The organism is Enterococcus sp. DIV1767 (assembly GCF_050542585.1).
GTDB classification, from domain to species: Bacteria; Bacillota; Bacilli; order Lactobacillales; family Enterococcaceae; genus Enterococcus_D; species Enterococcus_D innesii.
On record NZ_CP172936.1, the window covers coordinates 841,207 to 861,437 of the forward strand.

Sequence of the window (20,231 nt, forward strand, 5' to 3'; positions counted from 1 at the left end):
TCATCAGAGGGATGAATTTGTTGGGTGGAGGCAGTGGGATGTTTGATGAAGAAAAAATCAAGACTTTGAACGAGCTTGAAATGGCAGTTTATAAATACATTGTCCAGAATTTTGAAGAGATCGATCAGCTGACGATTCGCGAATTGTCAGCTGCATGCCACGTCTCAACGTCGACGATTTTACGATGTATCACGAAATTGGGCTATCGTGGATATTCAGAGTTAAAGTATGCGATCTGTCAAAAAAAGGAACAAGACGCACGAGCGTTTGATCTTTTCTATGATGCAACGATTCAAGTCAATACATTCTTAAAAAAAGTCAATAATGAAGATTACCGTAAGTTTATCCAGCCGGCAGTAGAACTGATTCTTTCCGCACGCCATGTGGCGTTTTCTGGAATTGGCACAAGTGGGATTCTTGGTACTTATGGCAGTCGCTATTTTGCCAACTTAGGTATCAATGCTTATAGCATCGTCGATCCCTTTTTACCAGTACCGCCTCGTGGGATGGAAAATACGTTAGCGATCATTTTATCGGTGTCGGGTGAAACCATTCAAATGATCAAGCAAACGGAGGACTTTAAACGGTATGGGGCAAAAGTACTCAGCATCACCAATGATGAAAAATCGACGATCGCCCAAATGGCCGATTACAATATTTCCTACTATATGCCTGTTGTCAGTGGAGGAAAAGAAGTCGATTTGAACCTGACAACGCAAGTCCCGGTGATTACATTGATCGAACTTTTGGCCCACCAAGTCTACAAGCAAATCTAAGCAATGAAAAAAACAGCTTCGGCTGTTTTTTTTGTTGGAACATGTTTCATATCTCAGAGAAGCTATAGGCAAGGAGCATATTATCCATTAAGATTTATTTGTAAGCGGATTCACTGGCCGGTGGATAGAACTTTATTTTAGGAGTGATGTGAGATGAACGAATGGATCAATGAGAAATTATTACCCCCAATATTAAAATTTGTCAATACGAAAGCAATTACTGCATTAAGAAACGGCATGCTCTATACGATGCCCTTTTCAATTGTAGGATCGATTTTCCTACTATTAGCAAACTTTCCCGTCCAGTCGATAGCGGATTGGGTAACGAATAGTGGCTTAGGTGAATACTTCAACCAAGCCTATGGCGCCTCTTTTGCAATTATGGCCTTTTTCGCCGTAATGGGTATCGCCTATTCATATGTAAAAGCAGAAGGTTACGAAGGACTCCCTGCAGGAATGATTGGTTTAGTTATTTTCTTATTAACTATGGAGTCAAGTGTAACGGATGCTGAAACAAGTGTGACCATCGCAAATGTCATTGATAAAACATGGACCGGTGGACAAGGCATGATCAGTGCCATCTTAGTGGGACTTTTTGTGGGCTGGGGCTATACTTGGTTCTTAAAACGCGACATCCGGATCAAACTGCCAGAACAAGTGCCCACCAATGTCGCAAACTCATTTACAGCGTTGATTCCGGCAGCTGTTTTGACGACCATCGCATTAGGCATTTATATTTTCTTTGATAAAGTTTTTCAAACAACCGTGGTCGAATGGATCTACACCGTGATTCAAAGTCCGATGCAAGGGGTGACGGATTCCCTTGGTGGTGCAATGATGTTAGGCTTCTTAGTGCCATTCTTGTGGTTCTTTGGGGTTCACGGTTCGACGATCGTGGGCGGGATCATGGGACCAATTTTACAAGCCAATTCACTAGCCAATACGGCTATTCTTGAATCTGGTAAAGCATTGACATTAGAAAATGGCGGACACATCGTGACCCAGCAGTTTTTGGATCAATTTATGACGGTAACTGGCGCAGGAATGACGATTGGGATCGTGCTATACATGGTGGCTTTTGCCCGTTCGGCGCAGTTCAAACAATTAGGACGTCTTTCCTTGATCCCGGCATTCTTTAATATCAATGAACCAATTATTTTTGCGACACCGATCGTCATGAACCCAATCATGGTATTACCATTTATTTTGACACCGATGGTTTCAGGCGTGATCACGTATTTTGCACTTTATACCGGTATCGTACCGCTATTTACTGCTGTGCAAGTTCCATGGACGACCCCGCCGATCATTTCAGGTTTTCTAGTAGGTGGCATTCGGACCGCTATTTTACAATTTGTTGTTTTAGCAATCGGCTTCTTTATTTACTATCCTTTCATTCGTAAAGTCGATAGTTTGAACTATAAACAAGAAACAGAGATCGTTTAATACCAAGGAAGCAGGTTGAATAGAAATGAATAAACTAAGAAGCGATTTTTTATGGGGTGGCGCAGTCGCTGCTCACCAATTGGAAGGCGGCTATCGTGCGGGTGGAAAAGGCGTGAGTGTTGCTGATGTCATGACTGTCGGAGGCAACGGAATTCCTCGCCGAATCACGGAAGGTATCCAACCGGGCGAAAGCTATCCCAATCATGAAGCGATCGATTTTTATCATCGGTATCCTGAAGACATCAAGCTTTTTGCCGAATTAGGGTTGAAGTGCTTCCGAACATCGATTGCCTGGACCCGTATTTTTCCAAAGGGGGATGAGCGCGAGCCGAATGAGGAAGGCCTGGCCTTTTATGATCGATTATTCGATGAGTGTTTACGTTATGGCATTGAGCCGGTTATTACCCTTTCTCACTTTGAAATGCCCTATCATTTAGTTACCGAATACGGAGGTTGGCGTAACCGTAAGTTGATCGATTTGTTTGTCCGCTTTGCAGAAGTTTGTTTTACGCGCTATCAAAAGAAAGTGAAGTATTGGATGACCTTCAATGAAATCAATAATCAAGCAAACTACAAAGAAGATTTTGCGCCGTTTACCAATTCCGGTCTGTTCTTTACCGAAGGAGAAGACCGAGAAAAAATCATGTACCAAGCAGCCCATTACGAACTCGTTGCCAGTGCGAAAGCAGTGGCGCTAGGGCATGCGATCAATCCTGCGTTTCAAATCGGATCGATGATCGCGATGTGTCCAATCTATCCGTATTCTTGCGAACCCAAAGACATGATGGCAGCCACGGTGGCCATGCAGCGCCGCTATTGGTTTTCAGATGTGCATGCCCGTGGACACTATCCGAGACATATGCGCAGCTATTTTGAGAGAAAACAATTTGATTTAGATATCACCCCTGAAGATGAAGCAATTTTGGCAAAAGGTTGTGTTGACTACATCGGCTTTAGTTACTATATGTCTTTTGCAATCAAAGGTAAGGAAAATGATCCAACCTATGACTATGATGAGAGCCAAGATCTGGTGGACAATCCTTATGTCGATGCTTCTGAATGGGGTTGGCAGATTGATCCTGTAGGCTTGCGCTATGTCCTGAACTGGTTCAACGAACGCTACGAATTGCCGCTTTTCATTGTAGAAAATGGCTTTGGTGCGGTGGATACGGTGGAAGAGGATGGACAGATCCACGATGACTACCGTATTGACTATCTGAAAGCTCATATCGAAATGATGAAAGAAGCAGTAGCTTATGATGGCGTCGACTTATTAGGTTATACACCGTGGGGCATCATTGACTTGGTTTCTGCGGGGACAGGGGAAATGAAGAAACGCTATGGTGTGATCTATGTGGACAAAGACAATGAAGGAAATGGGACCCTTGCTCGTCGGAAGAAAGATTCATTTGCATGGTATCAGCAAGTGATTGCATCCAATGGCATGAAGATATAAAGAAAAAAACGTTACGCGAAATTTCTGCGTAGCGTTTTTTTCTTTAGGGCATTTGGATATAGCCGTAATGAAGCAACAACTGAATAATAATCACTAAAGTGTTCATTCCCACATGGGTGATCATGGAAGTCCAAATGCTGCCGGTCAAAGCATAAAGCCCAGAAAAGAATAGACCAAGGAAGATATAGACTAAGAGATGATTGTCATTGTGGGCAAAAGCAAAGGCTACGGCGCTGACCACTACACCGACCCAGACATTGCTGTATTTTCCAATGATACCAACCAAGGCTCTGCGGAAGACAAACTCTTCCATAATAGGCCCGCCGACCATTGCTGCGAGAGCGAAGAGTGGGTTTTGCACCACGATGGCAATGATGTTTTCGGTATTCTGCGAAGCACTGACCTCACCGAAAAAGGATTCGATAAAAATGGCTAGATTTTGCAACAAAATTGCTGCGACAATGCCTGTTAGCCCATAAATAAGAATCGCTGAGACTTTGGTTTTTTTGTGTTCAAACGATAACGGTTCCGTTTGTTTGAAATACAAGAAAAACATGATCGTAGCACCAACTAAATAACCAATCGTTGTTGCGGCCACTTGATGTCCGCTAGGGATGAAGGCGATCGGTAGAAAAAAAACGATGCCGTAAGTAAGAATCGTGGACAAAGAATATTTTGATAAAGACATAGTTGTTTCCTCACACTCCTTTGCTTCATTATAGACTAGGTTGCTTCTAGAAACAAAAAATCCTACCATTTTTATCAATCAAATAGAAATGCAAAAAAAATTTAGCAAAAGGCTTGCAAAAATTTGGGAAAATGAGTAATATTGAAACTGTAAGTTAGCACTCGATACAAGAGAGTGCTAACGCTAAATTCTATAACATTCATTGGAGGGATTTATCGTGTTAAGACCATTAGGTGATCGTGTGATTATCGAAGTCGCAAAAGAAGAAGAAAAAACTGTAGGCGGAATCGTGCTTGCATCAGCAGCAAAAGAAAAACCACAAACGGGTACCGTTATTGCAGTCGGCGAAGGACGCACGCTCGAAAACGGTGAAAAAGCTCCTGTTGCTGTCAACGTTGGCGAACAAGTTATGTTTGAAAAATACGCTGGCACAGAAGTGAAATATGAAGGAACAGAATATTTGATCGTTGCTGCAAAAGATATCATTGCAGTAGTAGAATAAGAAAAATAAAAAATACTTGAGGTGATGAAATCATGGCAAAAGAAATCAAATTTGCAGAAGACGCACGTGCAGCAATGCTTCGTGGGGTAGATAAATTAGCAGATACAGTAAAAGTAACCTTAGGCCCTAAAGGTCGTAACGTGGTTTTAGAAAAATCTTACGGTTCACCATTGATTACAAATGACGGTGTAACGATTGCTAAAGAAATCGAATTAGAAGATCATTTTGAAAACATGGGCGCAAAACTTGTTTCTGAAGTTGCTTCAAAAACAAACGATATCGCTGGTGATGGAACAACGACTGCTACGTTATTGACACAAGCAATCGTTCGTGAAGGATTGAAAAATGTCACCGCTGGTGCGAACCCATTAGGTATTCGTCGTGGGATCGAAATGGCAACAAAAGTGGCTGTAGAAGAGCTACACAACATTTCATCAATCGTTGATTCAAAAGAAGCAATCGCACAAGTTGGTGCTGTTTCTTCTGGTAGTGAAAAAGTTGGTCAATACATTGCTGATGCAATGGAAAAAGTCGGCAATGACGGTGTTATTACTATTGAAGAATCAAAAGGGATCGAAACAGAATTAGATGTCGTGGAAGGAATGCAATTTGATCGTGGTTACTTATCACAATACATGGTAACTGACAACGATAAAATGGAAGCAGCATTAGAAAATCCATACATCTTGATCACTGACAAAAAAATCTCTAACATCCAAGATATCTTGCCATTGTTAGAACAAATCTTACAACAATCAAAACCATTATTGATCATCGCTGATGACGTTGATGGCGAAGCATTACCAACACTTGTATTGAACAAAATCCGTGGAACATTCAATGTTGTCGCAGTGAAAGCACCAGGATTTGGTGACCGTCGTAAAGCAATGCTAGAAGACATTGCGATCTTAACTGGTGGTACAGTGATCACTGAAGACTTAGGCCTTGAGTTGAAAGATGCAACCATCGATAACTTAGGTCAAGCAAGCAAAGTGGTTGTGGATAAAGACAACACAACGATCGTTGAAGGTGCTGGTGAAAAAGAAGCAATTGACGCACGCGTTCAATTGATCAAAAACCAAATCGCTGATACAACTTCTGACTTTGACCGTGAAAAACTACAAGAACGCTTAGCAAAACTTGCTGGTGGGGTTGCAGTGATCAAAGTTGGGGCACCAACTGAAACTGAATTGAAAGAATTGAAATTACGTATTGAAGATGCATTGAATGCAACACGTGCCGCTGTGGAAGAAGGCATGGTCTCAGGTGGGGGAACTGCCTTAGTCAATGTCATCAACAAAGTTGCAGAAATCGAAACAGATGGCGATGCAGCAACAGGTGTCAAAATCGTTTTACGTGCCTTAGAAGAACCAGTTCGTCAAATTGCTGAAAATGCAGGCTACGAAGGTTCAGTCATCATCGACAAATTGAAAAACGCTGACTTAGGCGTTGGTTTCAATGCAGCAACTGGCGAATGGGTAAACATGCTAGAAGCTGGGATCGTTGACCCAACAAAAGTGACGCGTTCTGCATTACAAAACGCAGCTTCTGTTGCCGCATTATTATTAACGACTGAAGCAGTCGTTGCCGACAAACCAGAACCAGCAGCGCCAGCAGCTCCTGCAATGGACCCATCAATGGGTATGGGCGGCATGATGTAGTTATAATAAAAGAACCTCTATTTATAGGGGTTCTTTTATTTGTTTAATGTCAATTTTATACAAAAGGGGCAAAAAAGGGGCAAATTACAAATTGTTTAATCGATCGATAACCTGCTCTTTGGATTTTTTGGTCACGTGATTATAAATTGATAAAGTCGTGTTGGCATCGGAATGTCCGACTCTCTCCATTATGGTTTTTAAAGGAAGATTCAATTCAGCTAGTAAAGAAATATGACTATGTCTGAATATGTGTGAGGATAAGTTTTTATCCCATTTTAGTTCGTCTTGAACTCTATGCAGTACCATATTAAAGCTATGGAGAGACAACGGAGTACCTCTAGATGATTTAAATATATAATCCTCGTTACTTTGGGAGCCGAATACTAAAGAGTTGTGTTCTATGATTTCATTAACAATTTTTACTGCTCTATTAGGCAAAGAAACCATTCTTTTAGAATAGATATTTTTAGGTGAAGTTTTTATAGCATCTGCCATTTTTAAGAAAGAATAGTCCAATGTGCCGTTAATATCCAAAGTACTCCCGTCAAAGTCCTTTACTTGTAATGCCTGTAACTCTCCGTATCTTAGGCCTGTTAAATATAACAATTCTGCAATGTTAGCGTGCAATAATCTTTTAGTAGATTTTCTCATATATACAAGCAACTCTGTCATTTCGCTTTGATCAAGGTATTTTTCATCCATGTTCTTTTTTCTTTTTTCTTCTTCAGCTTTTTTTCTTTGAATTTTGACATTCAGCGCTAGATTTTGTTTAATATACTTTTTCTCAACTGCATAATTCAACATGATTGAAAGGGTCGTCTTGGTCTGTTTCGTATAATTCAAGGATAGGTCACCGAAAGTATACATTTTTTCTGTAATATTACGAATCATATTCTCGTCTATATTTCGAACAAGAACATCGTCAGATATAACTTTTTGAATATGTTTCATCATCTTTGGAACTTTGGTCCAGCTTGTTCTTTTTACATGTTGTTGATAATAAACAAACCACTCTTCGTAAAGCTCCTTGAAAGTGATGTCAGATTTATCATAAGTACTCAATGCTTCCTCTATTTTTTTGTCTAATATTTTCTGTGCATTCTTCCAGGCTCTGGAAGAATCACTTGTTAGAACAGTACTTGTCTTTTTCCATTTTTCGGTATAGGGATCTTTGTATCTTTCTATAAACTTATATCTTCCGTTGCCTAAAGATTCGCTCCACATTGTGTGTACCTCAATTCTTTGTTACAATAGGCATGACTAAATAAGCCTATCGTTTATTTTGTTTTGCACGCCTGTCTTTGGTCGGAGGGGCGTGTTTTTTTCTTTACTCGTAATAGCCTTGTTCGATAGCTTCTAATGTTTGAATTTCACCAGATGTTAATTCTCTATCTTGAATACTTTTTATTTCATTATATATACGTCTTGCATTTTCAGAAGTTCCTTCAGGCAATGTTGTTTGCTCAGCTTGACTACCATTAAATGAATCTTCATATTGACCGGAACCTACTACATAAGTTTCGTTTTCACTAGCTCTGACTGCTTCTTCCCAATCCTCGGCTGTCCAGCCTTCAGCCTTTGCTTTTTCCCACTCAGCTTCACCTTCTTGCCAGCTTGCTGGCATATCGGAAAGGCCTTCGTTATAGAAACTATCTTCATTGGGATTATTTGTATTGGCTAAAGATTTTGTTTCTTCAGGCTTTTCTAATTCAGTCAAATCAATTTCATAAATACCTATTTCTTTATCTTCATACATAGCTATCATTTTAACTGGGAAATCTAAGTTATCCAGAGAGTAAGTCTCTATTATGTCCACGGTTTTATCGGGTAACAGTTCATCAGAACGAGAGTTTTCTTTATCAACTTGCTCATTATATGATTCGACATCATCTGTTGATCCAAATGCATCTAAGCTATAGTAGGTATTATCGAGATCGACCTCAGAAGTTTCATTCTCTTGTTTAAATAAAACGTAATCATTAATAATATCAATAGGTGTGATATTGTTATCTGAAGTATTCTTTAATGAATACGTTATATATAACCCATAGCCATCTTCAGACGGACTTTTAACTATTTCAGAATTTTTATAAGTAAGTTCAAACTCATCAGTAATGATTTTCCCATATTCGAAGTCAGCTTTTTGTTCTTCAGAAACAGAAGTCGTTTGAGAAGTTGTATCAGTTGGGGGAGTTGTACTTTCTTCATTATTAGAACATCCGGTCATTATTAAACCAACAAACAATAAGCACGGTACGACTTTTTTCATCTTCTTTCCTCATTTCTTTGATATAATATATTTGTACTATCTCAGAAATGAGTAACCCTTATCGAAGCTGGTCCTTTGATAGGGGTATTTTTATCTAGCATATTTAACATCGTAGCCCATCCCAATACTAAATTCTTCTATTAATTGACTATAATTATAAATGTCATCGTATTCGCTGGTGAAGTAGCTTATCATAAATCTATCTGCAGCATATTCCATTTTCGACTTTAAGACAAATGAGAGTTTATAAAGCTCGTAATTATCTTGATCTTCACAAGCATGCCCTAATTCATGAAGTAAAGCCTTCTTCGTATCAAAATCATTTAACTTACTATTCAATACAATTATATTTACAATTGGTAGATATTTCCCATGATCTTCCAAAAATTCATCATAAACTATTGTTATGTTCAACTTTTCAACAATTTCTAAAATCTGAGCATCCAAACAAACACCCTCTTATATTTTTCCGTCCAAGTATGCTTTTGCAATCCTCTCTAAAACTTGACGGTCATTTTCCGAAACTTCTTTACCGTTATAACTCATAACAGATTTCAAAGCTTCTTCTATGGTCATTTCTTTTTGTTTTTCGGACATTCCCATGTGTGGGTTGTCTGTCCTTCCTAAAAGGTAATCTGTCGATACGTGAAAGTAGTTTGCAATAAGCTCTAAAGTCTCAGCTTTTGGACTACTCGTTCTCCACTGATAGATAGCATTTTTAGATAATCCATTATCTTCTGCAACTCGATTTAAACTTTTCCCCTGTTTTTTTGCAAGTTCTGAAACCCTTTCAAATAAACTCATTTTCAACCATCCTTCTTGCAAATGAGTTATTTTTCCCAAAGTATAATAAAAAACACTTTACAATTATAAAGTTATGGGATAATATTAGCTCATAAGCAAATTAAATACGCTAATAAATACAGAAAGACACTTATATTTATTAAAAACAATCGAGGTCGGGAAACTAAGAATGTTTAATATATAGGTATTATTCCGTCTTTTTATTAACCATAAACCAATATTATAAAACTTTGGGATTGATGTCAACTATTTTAGCGTATTTTGTTCGCTTTATTAAAAAAAGGAGGTGTGGTATGTCTAAAGATTTCATCGTTAAAGTTAGGGTTGAGTTAGCACGGTACGATAAAACACAAAATTGGCTTGCTGAGACAATTGGAATTTCGAAAACATATATGTCTGACATTATGAATGGTCGACGTAAACCGGATAAACAAATAAAACCAATCGAAACAGCTCTAGAACAACTTAAGAATTCACATTAGAAAGGAATGTAAATATGAAAAAACCAACTATTCCGGAATTAATCAAAATGGCTACGGATAAGACTTCGATTTCTGAATGGGATAGGCGTGAGGATTTAATGATTCGTTTCAATGGGTTATCTCGTACTACTTTAAATACGTATCAAAAAGAGATGGAGAGTATTCCTGAATTCAAAGAAGGAGTTTTAAAACCAACCCATAGCGTAACTTGGATTCATCTTGGAACATTCCTTTGGTATTTGAAATGGAAAGAAGCTAACCGTTATAGATCAAAAAAATTGAAACCTTCAGAGGTTGCATAAAGAGGAGGAAGCAAAATGAGCACACCGCAAATTTTCAATTTTGAAAAAAACGAAGTTCGAACATTTTTAGTGAATGATGAGCCGTATTTTGTTGGTAAAGACGTTGCAAGTGTTTTGGGTTATTCAAATACGCCAAAAGCAATTAGAGATCATGTAGATGAGGAAGATAAAACGCAGAACGAATCGTTCACCGTTAATGGAACAGCATTAATGCTAATAAATGAATCGGGGCTATACAGCTTAATACTTAAATCCAAGCTACCAAATGCAAGAAAGTTCAAACGTTGGGTAACGAGTGAAGTCCTTCCAACAATCAGAAAAACAGGTAGCTACACAAACGTTCCTCAAAGTTTCGCTCAGGCATTGCGACTAGCAGCTGACCTAGAAGAAAAGAATCAACTGCTCGAACAACAAATAGCTGAATATGAGCCGAAAATCAGTTACTTAGATATGATCCTGTCATCGACTGATACAGTAGCAACGTCTCAAATCGCTGCTGATTATGGAATGTCGGCAATCGCACTAAATAAACTGCTTAATGAGTTAGGTGTTCAACATAAAGTCAGTGGTCAATGGATTCTGTACCACAAACATATGAACCAAGGATACACAAAATCGCACACAAGCGAAATTCCAAAAGCTGATGGCGGCGTAAAAGTTGTGATGAATACTAAATGGACGCAAAAAGGTCGTGTCTTAATTTACAACTTATTAACTGTAGAGGGTTACTATCCTCAAATGGATCTATTGGATTAAAAATAACCCCACACGGAAGTAGGGGCTAAATCTTATTACTTTTTCACTTGTCTGGTTTGATAAGCATTTTGCATAGAATCGAAACAACTAGCATAAGTGTTATGGGTGAGTTAACACCGGTGATAACACCAAAAGCTAATGCAAAAACAGTTTGGTAAATAAAGCCAGAAAGTTCATTGTAAAATGTCTGTTTATTTAGAAGCACATCTAAGAAAGAAGGGTCGATATCTTGATTTATAACTTTTTCTTCGTGTTCGGAATCGTGAGCTTTATTAGAAACCAACTCACTTTTATCACTTATTTCTTGATTGTCCTTGAGCAACGTAGGGGCCATCGAATTAAGATAATTTCGAATCTCATTAGATTCTTGAATGTTCTGATTGGCAATAAATTCCGACGCTAACAACAAACTTTCTTTTTCCTCTTTAGTAAAATCTTGTTTCTCTTTCAACTCAACTAATCTGGAGTCTAAGTTAGTAAGTTGAGTTTCGATTGGAACATCATTTTTGAGTTCAACGGGAGTAGTAATGCCGCTATAAAATTTCTTTACATCTGGGATTAAGGAACGAATCTTTTCGTAATGCTCATTTGCTAATTTCACATTTTCAGTAGCAGCATTCATTATCTTAACCTGTGGAGCAATCATTTCTTCAAATTGTCGGATTTGTTCTAAGGCAGGCTCAATAATTTTCATTCGTTCTTCTAAGTAAGAATTAAATGTTTCGAGATTAAATCCATCCACATTAACACCACCAGTTTTTAACAATTATACCAAAGGAGGAACCGCATGAAAATCACTATCTCAATAGAAACAAACGGATCGACAATGCAGCATACCGTATCGACAAAAGAAGAAGCGCTCGCTTTGATCGATCGATACTTCAAGGAGGAAAAACTATGATTAAGAAATTTTGCATCTGGTATTTACGAATCACTGAAACACCGGTATTTCTCAATTTAGAAACGGTGGATGGCGACATCAACCTTGTCGCAAAAAAAGGGCCGGTTTTCTTAAGTGCTGATACCGGACCATACGGAGTATTCCTTAATTACAAAAGCAAAAGGAAGGTGAGACGGTATGACTAGAGCAGAAGCTTTGCGCATCGGTAAAGCCATTGCTGATCGCAAGTATGAGATTGAAAAGCCGTATATTTTAGCTAAACAATATATCGAACGAATGAAACGAAAAAAAGAGTCTACACCAGTTCCCGCTAGTGTAGACAAAATGTAAACATTATTAGTTAAGGAGATTATACTATGAATTCATTTGACAGTCTAGGGGCAAGACAATTGCCGCCAGATGAACCAGATCCGATTGCATTTGATTGGCGTGGAAATCCTCTTTACCAAGGTGACCTAGTCTATTCCATTGATGATCAATTCATCCATGAGGATGACCTGTTGGAGTACTGCAAATCAAAACTAGGAAAGCCGGTGCCGTTATGAGTGAATTAGAACTGACTTTTAATCAGAAACTGATAAAAATCCAAGCGGAATTAAAGGTCCCAAAAAGTAATTACAGCGACTTTGGAGGATACAACTTCCGAAATGCAGAAGATATTTTGAAAGCAGTAAAGCCACATAATCTTAACCATGGTTTTTTACTGACTTTGACAGACATGCCCATATTTATGGATGGTCGCTTTTATATCAAAGCTACTGCAACACTAACTGATGGAACGGATTCGCTAAAAGTGGAAGCATATGCTCGAGAAGCTGATGCGAAACCCAAAATGGATGATAGCCAAGTGACTGGATCGGCATCTTCATATGCTCGTAAATACGCACTACAAGGTTTGTACCTCATTGACGATGGAATTGATGCTGATTCTCAAAACACAGCTGATAGCGTTTCTGATGACCAAATGCGTGAAGAATTTTTGGAAATATTTCATAGACGTGTAGCAGAAGTTTCTGGCCTTACTCAAACAAAACCAGAAGTCATCGAAGCGAATATTCTTGGGAAAAACGGATTCGATCATTTGGATCAGGTCCCCCCTGAGTATTACCAACAAGTTATTGGTTATATGAAATTACTGTTGAAAAAAGCAGAACAGAAAACACAAAAAGTAAACAAACCTGTGGTAGATCCTAAGCCACAGCAAGAAGCCAAATCTTTTACATGGGGGAAATAGCGGATGAATGAATTAATCAAAACAGACACATCAATTCAGATTGACTATACACCAAGTACCATTGAAATCAAAAATGAAGCGGAGCTTGAAGCGCTTGTTGAAAATACCGCAAATCACTACAAAAGTTTGACCTTTAGTGAAGGAGATATCCAAGGAGCTAAAGACGCACGGTCTTCGCTGAATAACATTATAAAGTTGCTTGAAGAAAAACGAAAAGAAGTGAAAAATGGCTATTCTGAGCCTTTAAAAGCATTTGAAGCCAAGATCAAGAAATTTGTTGATCAGATGGAAGCTGCCAAAGAAGGAATTTCTCAAAGTCTTGATAAATTCGAATCTACAGAACGTGATTCTCGATTGCAGAAAGTAAAAGCAAAAATCAATGAATTATGCGCCGTTGTTGGGGTTGATCCGAATGATATACAAATACATGATAAATGGACAAACAAAGGAGCTTTTACAACAACTAAAGGAGAGTTGAAAAAAGCGACTAGTGAAGACATTGCGGTGGCAATCAATGAGCTTGTAGCTAAAAGACAACAAGCGTTCATTGATAAGAGAGTTGTTGAAGGGTATGCGAAAGCAGTCCACTTGGATCCTGTTTCATGGGTAATATTGCTTGATCAGGGGCTTAACGTGGATGAGGTTATGACTAAAATTGATCAGGTTGTCGCAGAACAAAAAGCTCGTATTTCCAAAGCAGAGGAAGTCATTCACAAAGTTGAGAAGAAAGAGCCAGTTCCTTCAGTACCAATTGATCGAGAAACTGGTGAAATTATTGAGGAGACTACACAAGAAAAGGAAGTATCCGAGCAATGCAACGTGGTCACGCTGAAACTCAAAGGCTCAGATGAACAATTTAGTCTATTAAATCAAAGTATTGTGCAATTAGGGATCGAAGTTGTCTATGTGATTGAATGATGCTAGCCAAGATTCTAAAGCAACAGGGGAACAGATTTCTACTGGAGGTTGACGAGAATGTGAATCCTGAGCACCTTGAAACGATCCGCAGGGGGCAGGAGGGATTCGCAGAAATCCAGTTTATAGATAATGACCCCAGAAGTGCGAAGCAAAATGCATTGTCTCATTCATTGATCAAAGATATCGCTGGGAGTGAAAATATTCCACGCTATGAAGCGAAAGAGAAAATGCGAAAAATTTATCAGGATACCTACGATTGCGAGTTCAGTCATGCTACAGCAACAAAATCAGAGATGAACCAATGGATTGACTTTCTAATCGAATACGTTGTTGCAGAAGGAGTTCAGTTGCCAAGGCGCTATAACTACCTTCTGGAACACGACAGTTTCTTCTACTTCTGCTGTAAGCACCGCAAATGCGCAGTAACTGGTCAATCAGGAGCGCAGATCCACCACGTAACGGCAGTAGGTAATCGCCACAGAAACAAGGTCGATCATCGAAAGTTTCCATTTGTTGCTTTGAGTTGGAAATACCACAATATTGCTCATAACTTAGGTCAAGAAGAGTTTATTCAAAAATATCAAATCAAACCAGTCTACTTAGACCAAGAGGCATTGATCAAGATCGGAATTATGAACAACGCCCAGATCATGCGATTTGATGAAGAATACGAAACGGAATATTTGTTCAAGAAAGCTATTGAGGAGGAGTATCGTGAGTGATCACCGAAGTTATTTTGCGGTAATTCCTGCCAGTGTTAGATATGACGATACTTTAATACCTAACGCAAAACTTTTGTACGGAGAAATTACCGCCTTGTGCAATGAAAAAGGCTATTGCTGGGCAAGTAATGACTATTTCGCCAGTCAGTATAAAGTAGGTAAATCTACTATTCAAAACTGGCTTAAATCCCTTGAAGATAGGGGGTTCATATACAGAGAGGTCAAATACAAAAAAGGGACTAAGGAAATTGAAGCTAGGTATATCAGAATTCTAGACGGCCCCACCCAGAAAAATGTAGGGGGTAGCCCAGAAAAATGGGTGACCCCTCACCCAGAAATCTATCAAGATAATAATACAACTATTAATAATACATTTAATAATACAAATAAAGAAGAAGTTGAAACTTCTCCTGTGAAGTATTCTACCGAACACTTCACGCTTGCTTCAAAGCTTAAAAATAATTTGATCAATGACTTTCCTAAAGAAATGAAAAAAGCCAACTTGGAAAAATGGGCAGATGTTATCCGCCTTATGGAGGAAAAGGATGATCGTACTATCAAACAAATTGAGTATGTGATCAATTGGCTTCCTTCAAGTGAGTTTTGGTTTGGCAATATAAGAAGCGCTAAAAAGCTGAGAGAAAAATTTGACAGTCTCAAGTTTGAGATAAAAAAGGAATCAAGTAACCAAAAGCGAATGAAGAAACCTTTTATTCGAGAAGAACCATTGCCTGAAAGGTTTGTTAATCCTGAACCGGAGCCTGAAATTGCCCCGGAACGCCAAGCGGAAATAAACGCTAAGGTCCAAGCTTATCTAAACAAAAAGGGAGGCGGTTAGATGGACAAACAAAAAAGACTTGAAAAAAAGATTCGCCGGCAGCGGATGGTGTACCTTGCAGAAAAAGTCGATCTCGAAAAAGACCCAGATGCCAAAAAGGAATGGGAAAAGCTTCGGGAGGATCTCTATGAAGGTGTAAATCCTGAAAAACGTTTAGTTGAGGTTCTCTATAAAGGGGATGTCATTTTTACAGGGAATAAGAAAACCGTTAGTGAGAAATGCAAGAAGTCCAAAGTCACTGTTAAAAATTTAATCCAAAGTGGGAGCCCTGATAAACAAGGGCGAATCTACCGCTGGAAGGAGTAACCCCAAAAATGTCCCACCATTTCATAGGAGGTGTCCCACCTGTTGGCTACGAAGAAAAAAAGACCCAGATACGCTATGGATGATGCAACCATCGAAAAGTTTCAGTGGTTGTGTGTGCAGCATCAAAAGCGGTCGGGCAAGAAATTATATCCCAAAGATACATTTAAAGAGTTGATCGACCACGAATATGAAATTCGGAAGAGTTTCGGTTAGGAGTGAACGATGACCAACAAGGAGTCGCTGATTAATAAAATTGTTGGAGATTTAGAAAATGATTTGGATCCAGAACAACTTAGGAAAGTAAATATGCTCCTATTGATGCATTTGGATTCCTTCGACTTAGTTAAAACTTCAACTGATGTAGTGATCTATGATGAGAGATCCGATGCAGCTGCATACCATCAATTTATGGTGTCAAAGAAGATTCAGGGGCTTTCAGACGGAACATTGAAACTTTATATGCAGACGATCAATTTTTTCATGAGTAAGCTTAGAAAGCCATTTAAGGATATCACCACAAATGACATCCGATTATCTATTGCTAACAGGGAAATTCAGGATCGAATATCTGAAGGTACGCTTGCTCGTGAACGTGGCTGCATTGTTAGGTTCTTTCATTGGCTTTATATTGAAGAGTTTATCGATCGAGATCCTGGCGCAAGGGTGGAAAAGATAAAAGTACCCGAAAGGCGCAAACAAGAATTCAGTGAGCTTGAAGTTGAAAAGCTGAGAAGTGCTGCTTCTAATGCGAAAGAAACGCTAATCATCGAACTGCTATTGAGTACTGGATGTCGAGTCTCTGAAGTGGTTTCTCTAAATTTTAGTGACTATGACCAAGAAAATGATTCGATTGAAGTGATTGGAAAAGGCAACAAGCAAAGAACTTTATACTTTAATGCCAAGGCAAAGCTGGCATTGAATCATTACTTAAAAGAGGTGCCTCACATCACTGGTCCATTATTTTATGGACAGACGATAGGGAAAGAGATGACTACTGCCGGAATCCAAAAGTTGGTCAAGCGTCTAGGGGAGCGTGCAGGTGTTTTGAACGTTCACCCACACAGATTCAGAAGGACAGCCGCAACACTTGCGAGAAGACACGGGATGCCTATAGAACTCGTTTCTAGGTTCCTCGGTCATGAAAATATTGAGACCACGATGGCCTACTCGATGATTAATGATGATGAAGTGAAGATCTCCCATCAAAAGTTTGTAAGTTGAGGTGAATATTTTGAAAAGAATTTATTACAACGAATTTCACGCGATTTTAGTAGATGAAACAGCAAGGACCTATCGTTTCATTACTAGTCAAGAAGGAAAAGCCTATGCGGATCAAATTGGTGTACAGGCGATTTATCGTAACGCTTTGAACCAAAGGGAAGAGTTTTGATTGAATTAGGCTATAAAAGAACGAAATAGACAATATATAGTGGGCGAAAATACGTTCCTACAATATATTGTGTATAACTTTGTGGATATGTGCATAACTAAAAATGGAGGTACTTCATGGGAGAAATGGCTGAATACTGGAACGATGTGAAGCCTTACCTGAAACAGCGCAGAACGCATCATGTTAAGCGCATGGGAGATTCAGCGACAAAAAACATCAAGGATTTGGGCTTTGAGTTTAACCATTATCCAAATAATCATCAATTTGCGATCAATACGCCAAAAGGCATGATTGATTATTGGGGGACAACTGGTACTTGGATAGATCGTAAAACGAAAAGACGCGGCAAAGGACTGCATAGTTTAAAGAAATACGTTAGTGGCAGTTAGTCAATAAGCGGAAGAGATTACGGAATAACATTGTATAGGGATAAAAGAAATTCTGTTATGAATGTTTCGATTACGCTTGAGAGTACAGAAGAAAGATGAAAAGTGTCTGTGGGTAAATGCACAGGATTGATTATTTAAAAAAAGCTATCACAAAAGTGATAGCTCAAGTAGTTACTTATTAATAGTGACTAGAAATAAAGTCCAACAGTTTAAACATTATTTCTGTGTTTTCATCAGGGTAAGGTACAGAAATAATATCTTGAGAATTTTGATTAAGTGAATTGTTATCTTCTGGATAAGAAAAATCATTAATAACAATTTCACGAATATCGTCTTGTTGAGGCTCAAAATGAAATTGAAGTCCTATAACATTATCCCCTAGCAAATAGCCTTGGTTATTAACTAAATCACTGCTGAATAAATGGATGGCATTATCTGGGATTTCAAACATTTCTTCATGCCAATGAAGCGCAATAAGTTTATCTGGAATATCTGGGATAATATTGCTTTTAAGGTAAACAGGGGCCCAACCAACTTCTTTATGTGGAGATTTGGTTACACTATATCCTAAGGTTTTTGCAATTTGCTGTGCACCATAACAAGCACCAAATATTGGTATATTTTTATCAAGAAGTTTTTTTATAAGAACTCTTTCTTCAAAAATCCAATCTATTTTATCGTTGGGGCTCATTGGACCACCTAAGATGATAAGCATATCAGTCTCTTTTTCAGAGGGGAGGACACCGTCGAACTGATAAGGGTGATAGATATACATTTCGTGTCCATGTTTTTTTGACCACTCTCGAATTGAACCCGGACCTTCATTAGGTGTGTGTTGTAAAACATTGATACGCATAAAAATCCTTTCACACTACGGCAATGTTGGAATTAGGTATCGCCTGCAATTACCTATTAATGAAAAGAATTATAAGATATTGGCGTTAGCAAGTCAATTACTTAAATCAATTCCACTATTCACCAAAATAACCAACTAGAAAGGAGACGGAAAGTGAAATTTTTAGATCTGTTCGCAGGTATCGGTGGTTTCCGTCTTGGAATGGAACAAGCCGGTCATGAATGTATCGGTTTTTGTGAAATAGATAAGTTTGCTCGAGCAAGTTACAAAGCTATTCATAATACAGAAGGAGAGGTGGAAATGCATGACATCACATCAGTTTCAGATGAGTTTATTCGAGGAATCGGAGATATCGACATTATCTGTGGAGGATTTCCGTGTCAGGCTTTTTCAATCGCTGGAAAGCGGCAGGGTTTCGAGGATACTAGAGGAACTCTCTTCTTTGAGATTGCAAGGTTCGCATCTATTCTCAGACCACGGTTTTTATTCCTTGAGAACGTCAAAGGACTCCTCAATCACGAAGGAGGGGCTACGTTCGAGACAATCCTCAGAGCCTTGGATGAACTTGGGTATGATGCGGAATGGGAAGTGCATAACTCTAAAGACTACGTTCCGCAAAACAGGGAGCGAGTTTTCGTTGTCGGACATCTTAGAGGAGAACGTACCGAGCAAGTATTTCCTTTCGAAAGAGATGACAGATCGATTGATCAAAAATATCGAATCAAAAAAATCGGCAACATAAGAAAAAAAAGGGAAATCTCAAAGCGGAGATGTCGTATCGATCGATGGTATAGCACCAACGATGTGCAGCACAACTACGCAGAAAGATCCGACAAAAATTGCATTGCCAGTGTTAACGCCTGACAGAATTGAAAAGCGACAAAATGGCAGACGGTTCAAAAACGATGGTGAAGAAATGTTTACACTCACTGCACAAGATCGACACGGAGTTGCTATTCTTCAAAAACCATGAGGATATAACGAAGGAGGATTGCATGATATATCGCCTACCTTATCTTCCCATAGTTGGCATGAGAATAATTTGTTATCGATCGGCGGTGTTTATACAAATGATTCTCAGCGATTTAATAGAGGTGTTCTCCCGGGATTGAGCAGAACTTTAAAAGCTAGCAAATCAGATGCAGGGATTTACGATGGGTTTCAAATACGAAAGCTAACACCTAGAGAATGTTGGCGGCTGCAAGGATTCCCGGATTGGGCGTTTGACCGAGCAAAAGAAGTTAACTCCGATAGCCAACTATATAAGCAAGCAGGCAACTCAGTTACTGTGCCAGTGATACATGATATTGCTAGAAGATTAGTCAGCTATCCGACGAAATGCTTTAATCAGAACAGATAATTAAAAGGATTCAAAATCTCTAGAAATAAGTTTAGAAAAACTGTCTTAAATGTCGAATAAAAGGGTTCTTTTCTAAATACGAATCTAAAAAAACTGAATAAAAGAGAAATGATGAGACACAATAAAGAATATACCAAAAAGAATATCGGTACTATTAAAAGTATTTCTTTAATTT

At 38.7% G+C, this 20,231-nt stretch carries 27 protein-coding genes and 1 pseudogene; 21 read left to right on the forward strand and 7 right to left on the reverse strand.

Translation table 11 applies throughout. The features are described 5' to 3' along the window. Window positions 1–38 precede the first annotated feature (38 nt). The 3 genes from IGI78_RS03945 to IGI78_RS03955 all read left to right on the forward strand — a co-directional run bounded on the left by IGI78_RS03945 (window position 39) and on the right by IGI78_RS03955 (window position 3,678). Window positions 39–776 (forward strand): MurR/RpiR family transcriptional regulator, encoded by a 738-nt coding sequence (locus tag IGI78_RS03945; protein WP_175632039.1) that lies wholly within the window; start codon window positions 39–41, stop codon window positions 774–776. A gap of 153 nt (window positions 777–929) precedes the next feature. After that, the gene (locus IGI78_RS03950) at window positions 930–2,222 is read left to right on the forward strand and encodes a PTS sugar transporter subunit IIC (protein WP_142963014.1); all 1,293 of its coding nucleotides are present in this window, start codon (window positions 930–932) and stop codon (window positions 2,220–2,222) included. A gap of 25 nt (window positions 2,223–2,247) precedes the next feature. After that, the gene (locus IGI78_RS03955) at window positions 2,248–3,678 is read left to right on the forward strand and encodes a 6-phospho-beta-glucosidase (RefSeq protein WP_430618482.1); all 1,431 of its coding nucleotides are present in this window, start codon (window positions 2,248–2,250) and stop codon (window positions 3,676–3,678) included. A gap of 43 nt (window positions 3,679–3,721) precedes the next feature. Here IGI78_RS03955 and IGI78_RS03960 read toward each other — a convergent pair whose 3' ends face one another. After that, complete coding sequence (locus IGI78_RS03960) at window positions 3,722–4,366, reverse strand: CPBP family intramembrane glutamic endopeptidase (protein WP_430618483.1); 645 nt, start codon at window positions 4,364–4,366, stop codon at window positions 3,722–3,724. Window positions 4,367–4,583: 217 nt separating this feature from the next. Between IGI78_RS03960 and groES the strand changes: the two genes are divergently transcribed. Both groES and groL read left to right on the forward strand, forming a co-directional pair. Continuing rightward, on the forward strand, window positions 4,584–4,868 hold the full coding sequence (gene groES / locus IGI78_RS03965) for a co-chaperone GroES (protein ID WP_005225291.1): 285 nt from the start codon (window positions 4,584–4,586) through the stop codon (window positions 4,866–4,868). Window positions 4,869–4,900: 32 nt separating this feature from the next. Then, entirely contained in the window at window positions 4,901–6,529 is a 1,629-nt protein-coding gene (gene groL, locus IGI78_RS03970; protein WP_005237384.1) for a chaperonin GroEL, read from the forward strand. Window positions 6,530–6,613: 84 nt separating this feature from the next. Here groL and IGI78_RS03975 read toward each other — a convergent pair whose 3' ends face one another. From IGI78_RS03975 to IGI78_RS03990, 4 genes are all read right to left on the reverse strand, one after another. Continuing rightward, the gene (locus tag IGI78_RS03975; RefSeq protein WP_430618485.1) at window positions 6,614–7,753 is read right to left on the reverse strand and encodes a tyrosine-type recombinase/integrase; all 1,140 of its coding nucleotides are present in this window, start codon (window positions 7,751–7,753) and stop codon (window positions 6,614–6,616) included. 103 nt (window positions 7,754–7,856) lie between these two features. After that, entirely contained in the window at window positions 7,857–8,798 is a 942-nt protein-coding gene (locus IGI78_RS03980) for a DUF5067 domain-containing protein (protein WP_430618486.1), read from the reverse strand. A gap of 90 nt (window positions 8,799–8,888) precedes the next feature. After that, window positions 8,889–9,245 (reverse strand): ImmA/IrrE family metallo-endopeptidase, encoded by a 357-nt coding sequence (locus tag IGI78_RS03985; protein ID WP_123834873.1) that lies wholly within the window; start codon window positions 9,243–9,245, stop codon window positions 8,889–8,891. A 12-nt stretch (window positions 9,246–9,257) separates the two neighbouring features. After that, window positions 9,258–9,602, reverse strand: coding sequence for a helix-turn-helix domain-containing protein (locus IGI78_RS03990; RefSeq protein ID WP_086294642.1), 345 nt, complete (start codon window positions 9,600–9,602; stop codon window positions 9,258–9,260). Window positions 9,603–9,895: 293 nt separating this feature from the next. Here IGI78_RS03990 and IGI78_RS03995 point away from each other — a divergent pair, with 293 nt between their 5' ends. From IGI78_RS03995 to IGI78_RS04005, 3 genes are read left to right on the forward strand one after another with little or no spacing between them, the layout of a single operon-like run. Further along, complete coding sequence (locus IGI78_RS03995) at window positions 9,896–10,084, forward strand: helix-turn-helix transcriptional regulator (RefSeq protein WP_086294643.1); 189 nt, start codon at window positions 9,896–9,898, stop codon at window positions 10,082–10,084. A gap of 14 nt (window positions 10,085–10,098) precedes the next feature. Then, complete coding sequence (locus IGI78_RS04000) at window positions 10,099–10,386, forward strand: hypothetical protein (protein WP_162985197.1); 288 nt, start codon at window positions 10,099–10,101, stop codon at window positions 10,384–10,386. Window positions 10,387–10,401: 15 nt separating this feature from the next. After that, window positions 10,402–11,142, forward strand: coding sequence for a phage antirepressor KilAC domain-containing protein (locus IGI78_RS04005; protein WP_430618490.1), 741 nt, complete (start codon window positions 10,402–10,404; stop codon window positions 11,140–11,142). A gap of 43 nt (window positions 11,143–11,185) precedes the next feature. On the opposite strand, the gene IGI78_RS04010 is transcribed toward IGI78_RS04005, so the two are convergent. Beyond that, the gene (locus tag IGI78_RS04010) at window positions 11,186–11,908 is read right to left on the reverse strand and encodes a hypothetical protein (protein ID WP_430618491.1); all 723 of its coding nucleotides are present in this window, start codon (window positions 11,906–11,908) and stop codon (window positions 11,186–11,188) included. A gap of 131 nt (window positions 11,909–12,039) precedes the next feature. Here IGI78_RS04010 and IGI78_RS04015 point away from each other — a divergent pair, with 131 nt between their 5' ends. The 12 genes from IGI78_RS04015 to IGI78_RS04070 all read left to right on the forward strand — a co-directional run bounded on the left by IGI78_RS04015 (window position 12,040) and on the right by IGI78_RS04070 (window position 17,840). After that, window positions 12,040–12,228: a hypothetical protein gene (locus IGI78_RS04015; protein ID WP_430618492.1), complete on the forward strand. Its 189-nt coding sequence runs from the start codon at window positions 12,040–12,042 to the stop codon at window positions 12,226–12,228. Beyond that, the gene (locus IGI78_RS04020) at window positions 12,221–12,373 is read left to right on the forward strand and encodes a hypothetical protein (RefSeq protein WP_430618493.1); all 153 of its coding nucleotides are present in this window, start codon (window positions 12,221–12,223) and stop codon (window positions 12,371–12,373) included. The genes IGI78_RS04015 and IGI78_RS04020 overlap by 8 nt, the downstream gene beginning before the upstream one ends. Window positions 12,374–12,399: 26 nt before the next feature. Further along, on the forward strand, window positions 12,400–12,588 hold the full coding sequence (locus IGI78_RS04025; RefSeq protein ID WP_430618495.1) for a hypothetical protein: 189 nt from the start codon (window positions 12,400–12,402) through the stop codon (window positions 12,586–12,588). Then, entirely contained in the window at window positions 12,585–13,277 is a 693-nt protein-coding gene (locus IGI78_RS04030; RefSeq protein ID WP_430618496.1) for an ERF family protein, read from the forward strand. The genes IGI78_RS04025 and IGI78_RS04030 overlap by 4 nt, the downstream gene beginning before the upstream one ends. Window positions 13,278–13,280: 3 nt before the next feature. Next, entirely contained in the window at window positions 13,281–14,195 is a 915-nt protein-coding gene (locus tag IGI78_RS04035; protein WP_430618498.1) for a DUF1351 domain-containing protein, read from the forward strand. Next, the gene (locus tag IGI78_RS04040; protein ID WP_430618499.1) at window positions 14,192–14,917 is read left to right on the forward strand and encodes a putative HNHc nuclease; all 726 of its coding nucleotides are present in this window, start codon (window positions 14,192–14,194) and stop codon (window positions 14,915–14,917) included. The genes IGI78_RS04035 and IGI78_RS04040 overlap by 4 nt, the downstream gene beginning before the upstream one ends. Next, window positions 14,910–15,755 carry a helix-turn-helix domain-containing protein gene (locus tag IGI78_RS04045; protein ID WP_430618501.1) on the forward strand — a complete coding sequence of 282 codons (846 nt, stop codon included), beginning with the start codon at window positions 14,910–14,912 and terminating at the stop codon, window positions 15,753–15,755. Before IGI78_RS04040 ends, IGI78_RS04045 begins: the two co-directional genes overlap by 8 nt. Beyond that, window positions 15,756–16,061: a hypothetical protein gene (locus IGI78_RS04050; RefSeq protein WP_430618502.1), complete on the forward strand. Its 306-nt coding sequence runs from the start codon at window positions 15,756–15,758 to the stop codon at window positions 16,059–16,061. Between the two features lie 75 nt (window positions 16,062–16,136). Continuing rightward, window positions 16,137–16,274, forward strand: coding sequence for a hypothetical protein (locus tag IGI78_RS04055; RefSeq protein ID WP_430618503.1), 138 nt, complete (start codon window positions 16,137–16,139; stop codon window positions 16,272–16,274). 9 nt (window positions 16,275–16,283) lie between these two features. Beyond that, window positions 16,284–17,282, forward strand: coding sequence for a tyrosine-type recombinase/integrase (locus IGI78_RS04060; protein WP_430618504.1), 999 nt, complete (start codon window positions 16,284–16,286; stop codon window positions 17,280–17,282). Between the two features lie 10 nt (window positions 17,283–17,292). After that, entirely contained in the window at window positions 17,293–17,451 is a 159-nt protein-coding gene (locus IGI78_RS04065; protein ID WP_252709178.1) for a hypothetical protein, read from the forward strand. 116 nt (window positions 17,452–17,567) lie between these two features. Next, a complete protein-coding gene (locus IGI78_RS04070; protein WP_430618505.1) occupies window positions 17,568–17,840 on the forward strand; it encodes a hypothetical protein in 273 nt (90 codons plus the stop codon). Between the two features lie 178 nt (window positions 17,841–18,018). On the opposite strand, the gene IGI78_RS04075 is transcribed toward IGI78_RS04070, so the two are convergent. Next, complete coding sequence (locus tag IGI78_RS04075; protein WP_430618506.1) at window positions 18,019–18,696, reverse strand: type 1 glutamine amidotransferase; 678 nt, start codon at window positions 18,694–18,696, stop codon at window positions 18,019–18,021. Between the two features lie 153 nt (window positions 18,697–18,849). Here IGI78_RS04075 and dcm point away from each other — a divergent pair. Beyond that, window positions 18,850–20,056 (forward strand): annotated as a pseudogene (dcm, locus tag IGI78_RS04080) (DNA (cytosine-5-)-methyltransferase). The last annotated feature ends 175 nt before the right edge of the window (window positions 20,057–20,231 follow it).

Excerpts from the sequence above, each read along its gene's own strand:
- IGI78_RS03945 (WP_175632039.1), top strand. The coding sequence starts at position 39 with ATGTTTGATGAAGAAAAAATCAAGACTTTGAACGAGCTTGAAATGGCA.
- IGI78_RS03950 (WP_142963014.1), top strand. The coding sequence starts at position 930 with ATGAACGAATGGATCAATGAGAAATTATTACCCCCAATATTAAAATTT.
- IGI78_RS03955 (WP_430618482.1), top strand. The coding sequence starts at position 2,248 with ATGAATAAACTAAGAAGCGATTTTTTATGGGGTGGCGCAGTCGCTGCT.
- IGI78_RS03960 (WP_430618483.1), bottom strand. The coding sequence starts at position 4,366 with ATGTCTTTATCAAAATATTCTTTGTCCACGATTCTTACTTACGGCATC.
- groL (WP_005237384.1), top strand. The coding sequence starts at position 4,901 with ATGGCAAAAGAAATCAAATTTGCAGAAGACGCACGTGCAGCAATGCTT.
- IGI78_RS03975 (WP_430618485.1), bottom strand. The coding sequence starts at position 7,753 with ATGTGGAGCGAATCTTTAGGCAACGGAAGATATAAGTTTATAGAAAGA.
- IGI78_RS03980 (WP_430618486.1), bottom strand. The coding sequence starts at position 8,798 with ATGAAAAAAGTCGTACCGTGCTTATTGTTTGTTGGTTTAATAATGACC.
- IGI78_RS03990 (WP_086294642.1), bottom strand. The coding sequence starts at position 9,602 with ATGAGTTTATTTGAAAGGGTTTCAGAACTTGCAAAAAAACAGGGGAAA.
- IGI78_RS03995 (WP_086294643.1), top strand. The coding sequence starts at position 9,896 with ATGTCTAAAGATTTCATCGTTAAAGTTAGGGTTGAGTTAGCACGGTAC.
- IGI78_RS04000 (WP_162985197.1), top strand. The coding sequence starts at position 10,099 with ATGAAAAAACCAACTATTCCGGAATTAATCAAAATGGCTACGGATAAG.
- IGI78_RS04005 (WP_430618490.1), top strand. The coding sequence starts at position 10,402 with ATGAGCACACCGCAAATTTTCAATTTTGAAAAAAACGAAGTTCGAACA.
- IGI78_RS04015 (WP_430618492.1), top strand. The coding sequence starts at position 12,040 with ATGATTAAGAAATTTTGCATCTGGTATTTACGAATCACTGAAACACCG.
- IGI78_RS04020 (WP_430618493.1), top strand. The coding sequence starts at position 12,221 with ATGACTAGAGCAGAAGCTTTGCGCATCGGTAAAGCCATTGCTGATCGC.
- IGI78_RS04025 (WP_430618495.1), top strand. The coding sequence starts at position 12,400 with ATGAATTCATTTGACAGTCTAGGGGCAAGACAATTGCCGCCAGATGAA.
- IGI78_RS04030 (WP_430618496.1), top strand. The coding sequence starts at position 12,585 with ATGAGTGAATTAGAACTGACTTTTAATCAGAAACTGATAAAAATCCAA.
- IGI78_RS04035 (WP_430618498.1), top strand. The coding sequence starts at position 13,281 with ATGAATGAATTAATCAAAACAGACACATCAATTCAGATTGACTATACA.
- IGI78_RS04040 (WP_430618499.1), top strand. The coding sequence starts at position 14,192 with ATGATGCTAGCCAAGATTCTAAAGCAACAGGGGAACAGATTTCTACTG.
- IGI78_RS04050 (WP_430618502.1), top strand. The coding sequence starts at position 15,756 with ATGGACAAACAAAAAAGACTTGAAAAAAAGATTCGCCGGCAGCGGATG.
- IGI78_RS04055 (WP_430618503.1), top strand. The coding sequence starts at position 16,137 with ATGGATGATGCAACCATCGAAAAGTTTCAGTGGTTGTGTGTGCAGCAT.
- IGI78_RS04060 (WP_430618504.1), top strand. The coding sequence starts at position 16,284 with ATGACCAACAAGGAGTCGCTGATTAATAAAATTGTTGGAGATTTAGAA.
- IGI78_RS04070 (WP_430618505.1), top strand. The coding sequence starts at position 17,568 with ATGGGAGAAATGGCTGAATACTGGAACGATGTGAAGCCTTACCTGAAA.
- IGI78_RS04075 (WP_430618506.1), bottom strand. The coding sequence starts at position 18,696 with ATGCGTATCAATGTTTTACAACACACACCTAATGAAGGTCCGGGTTCA.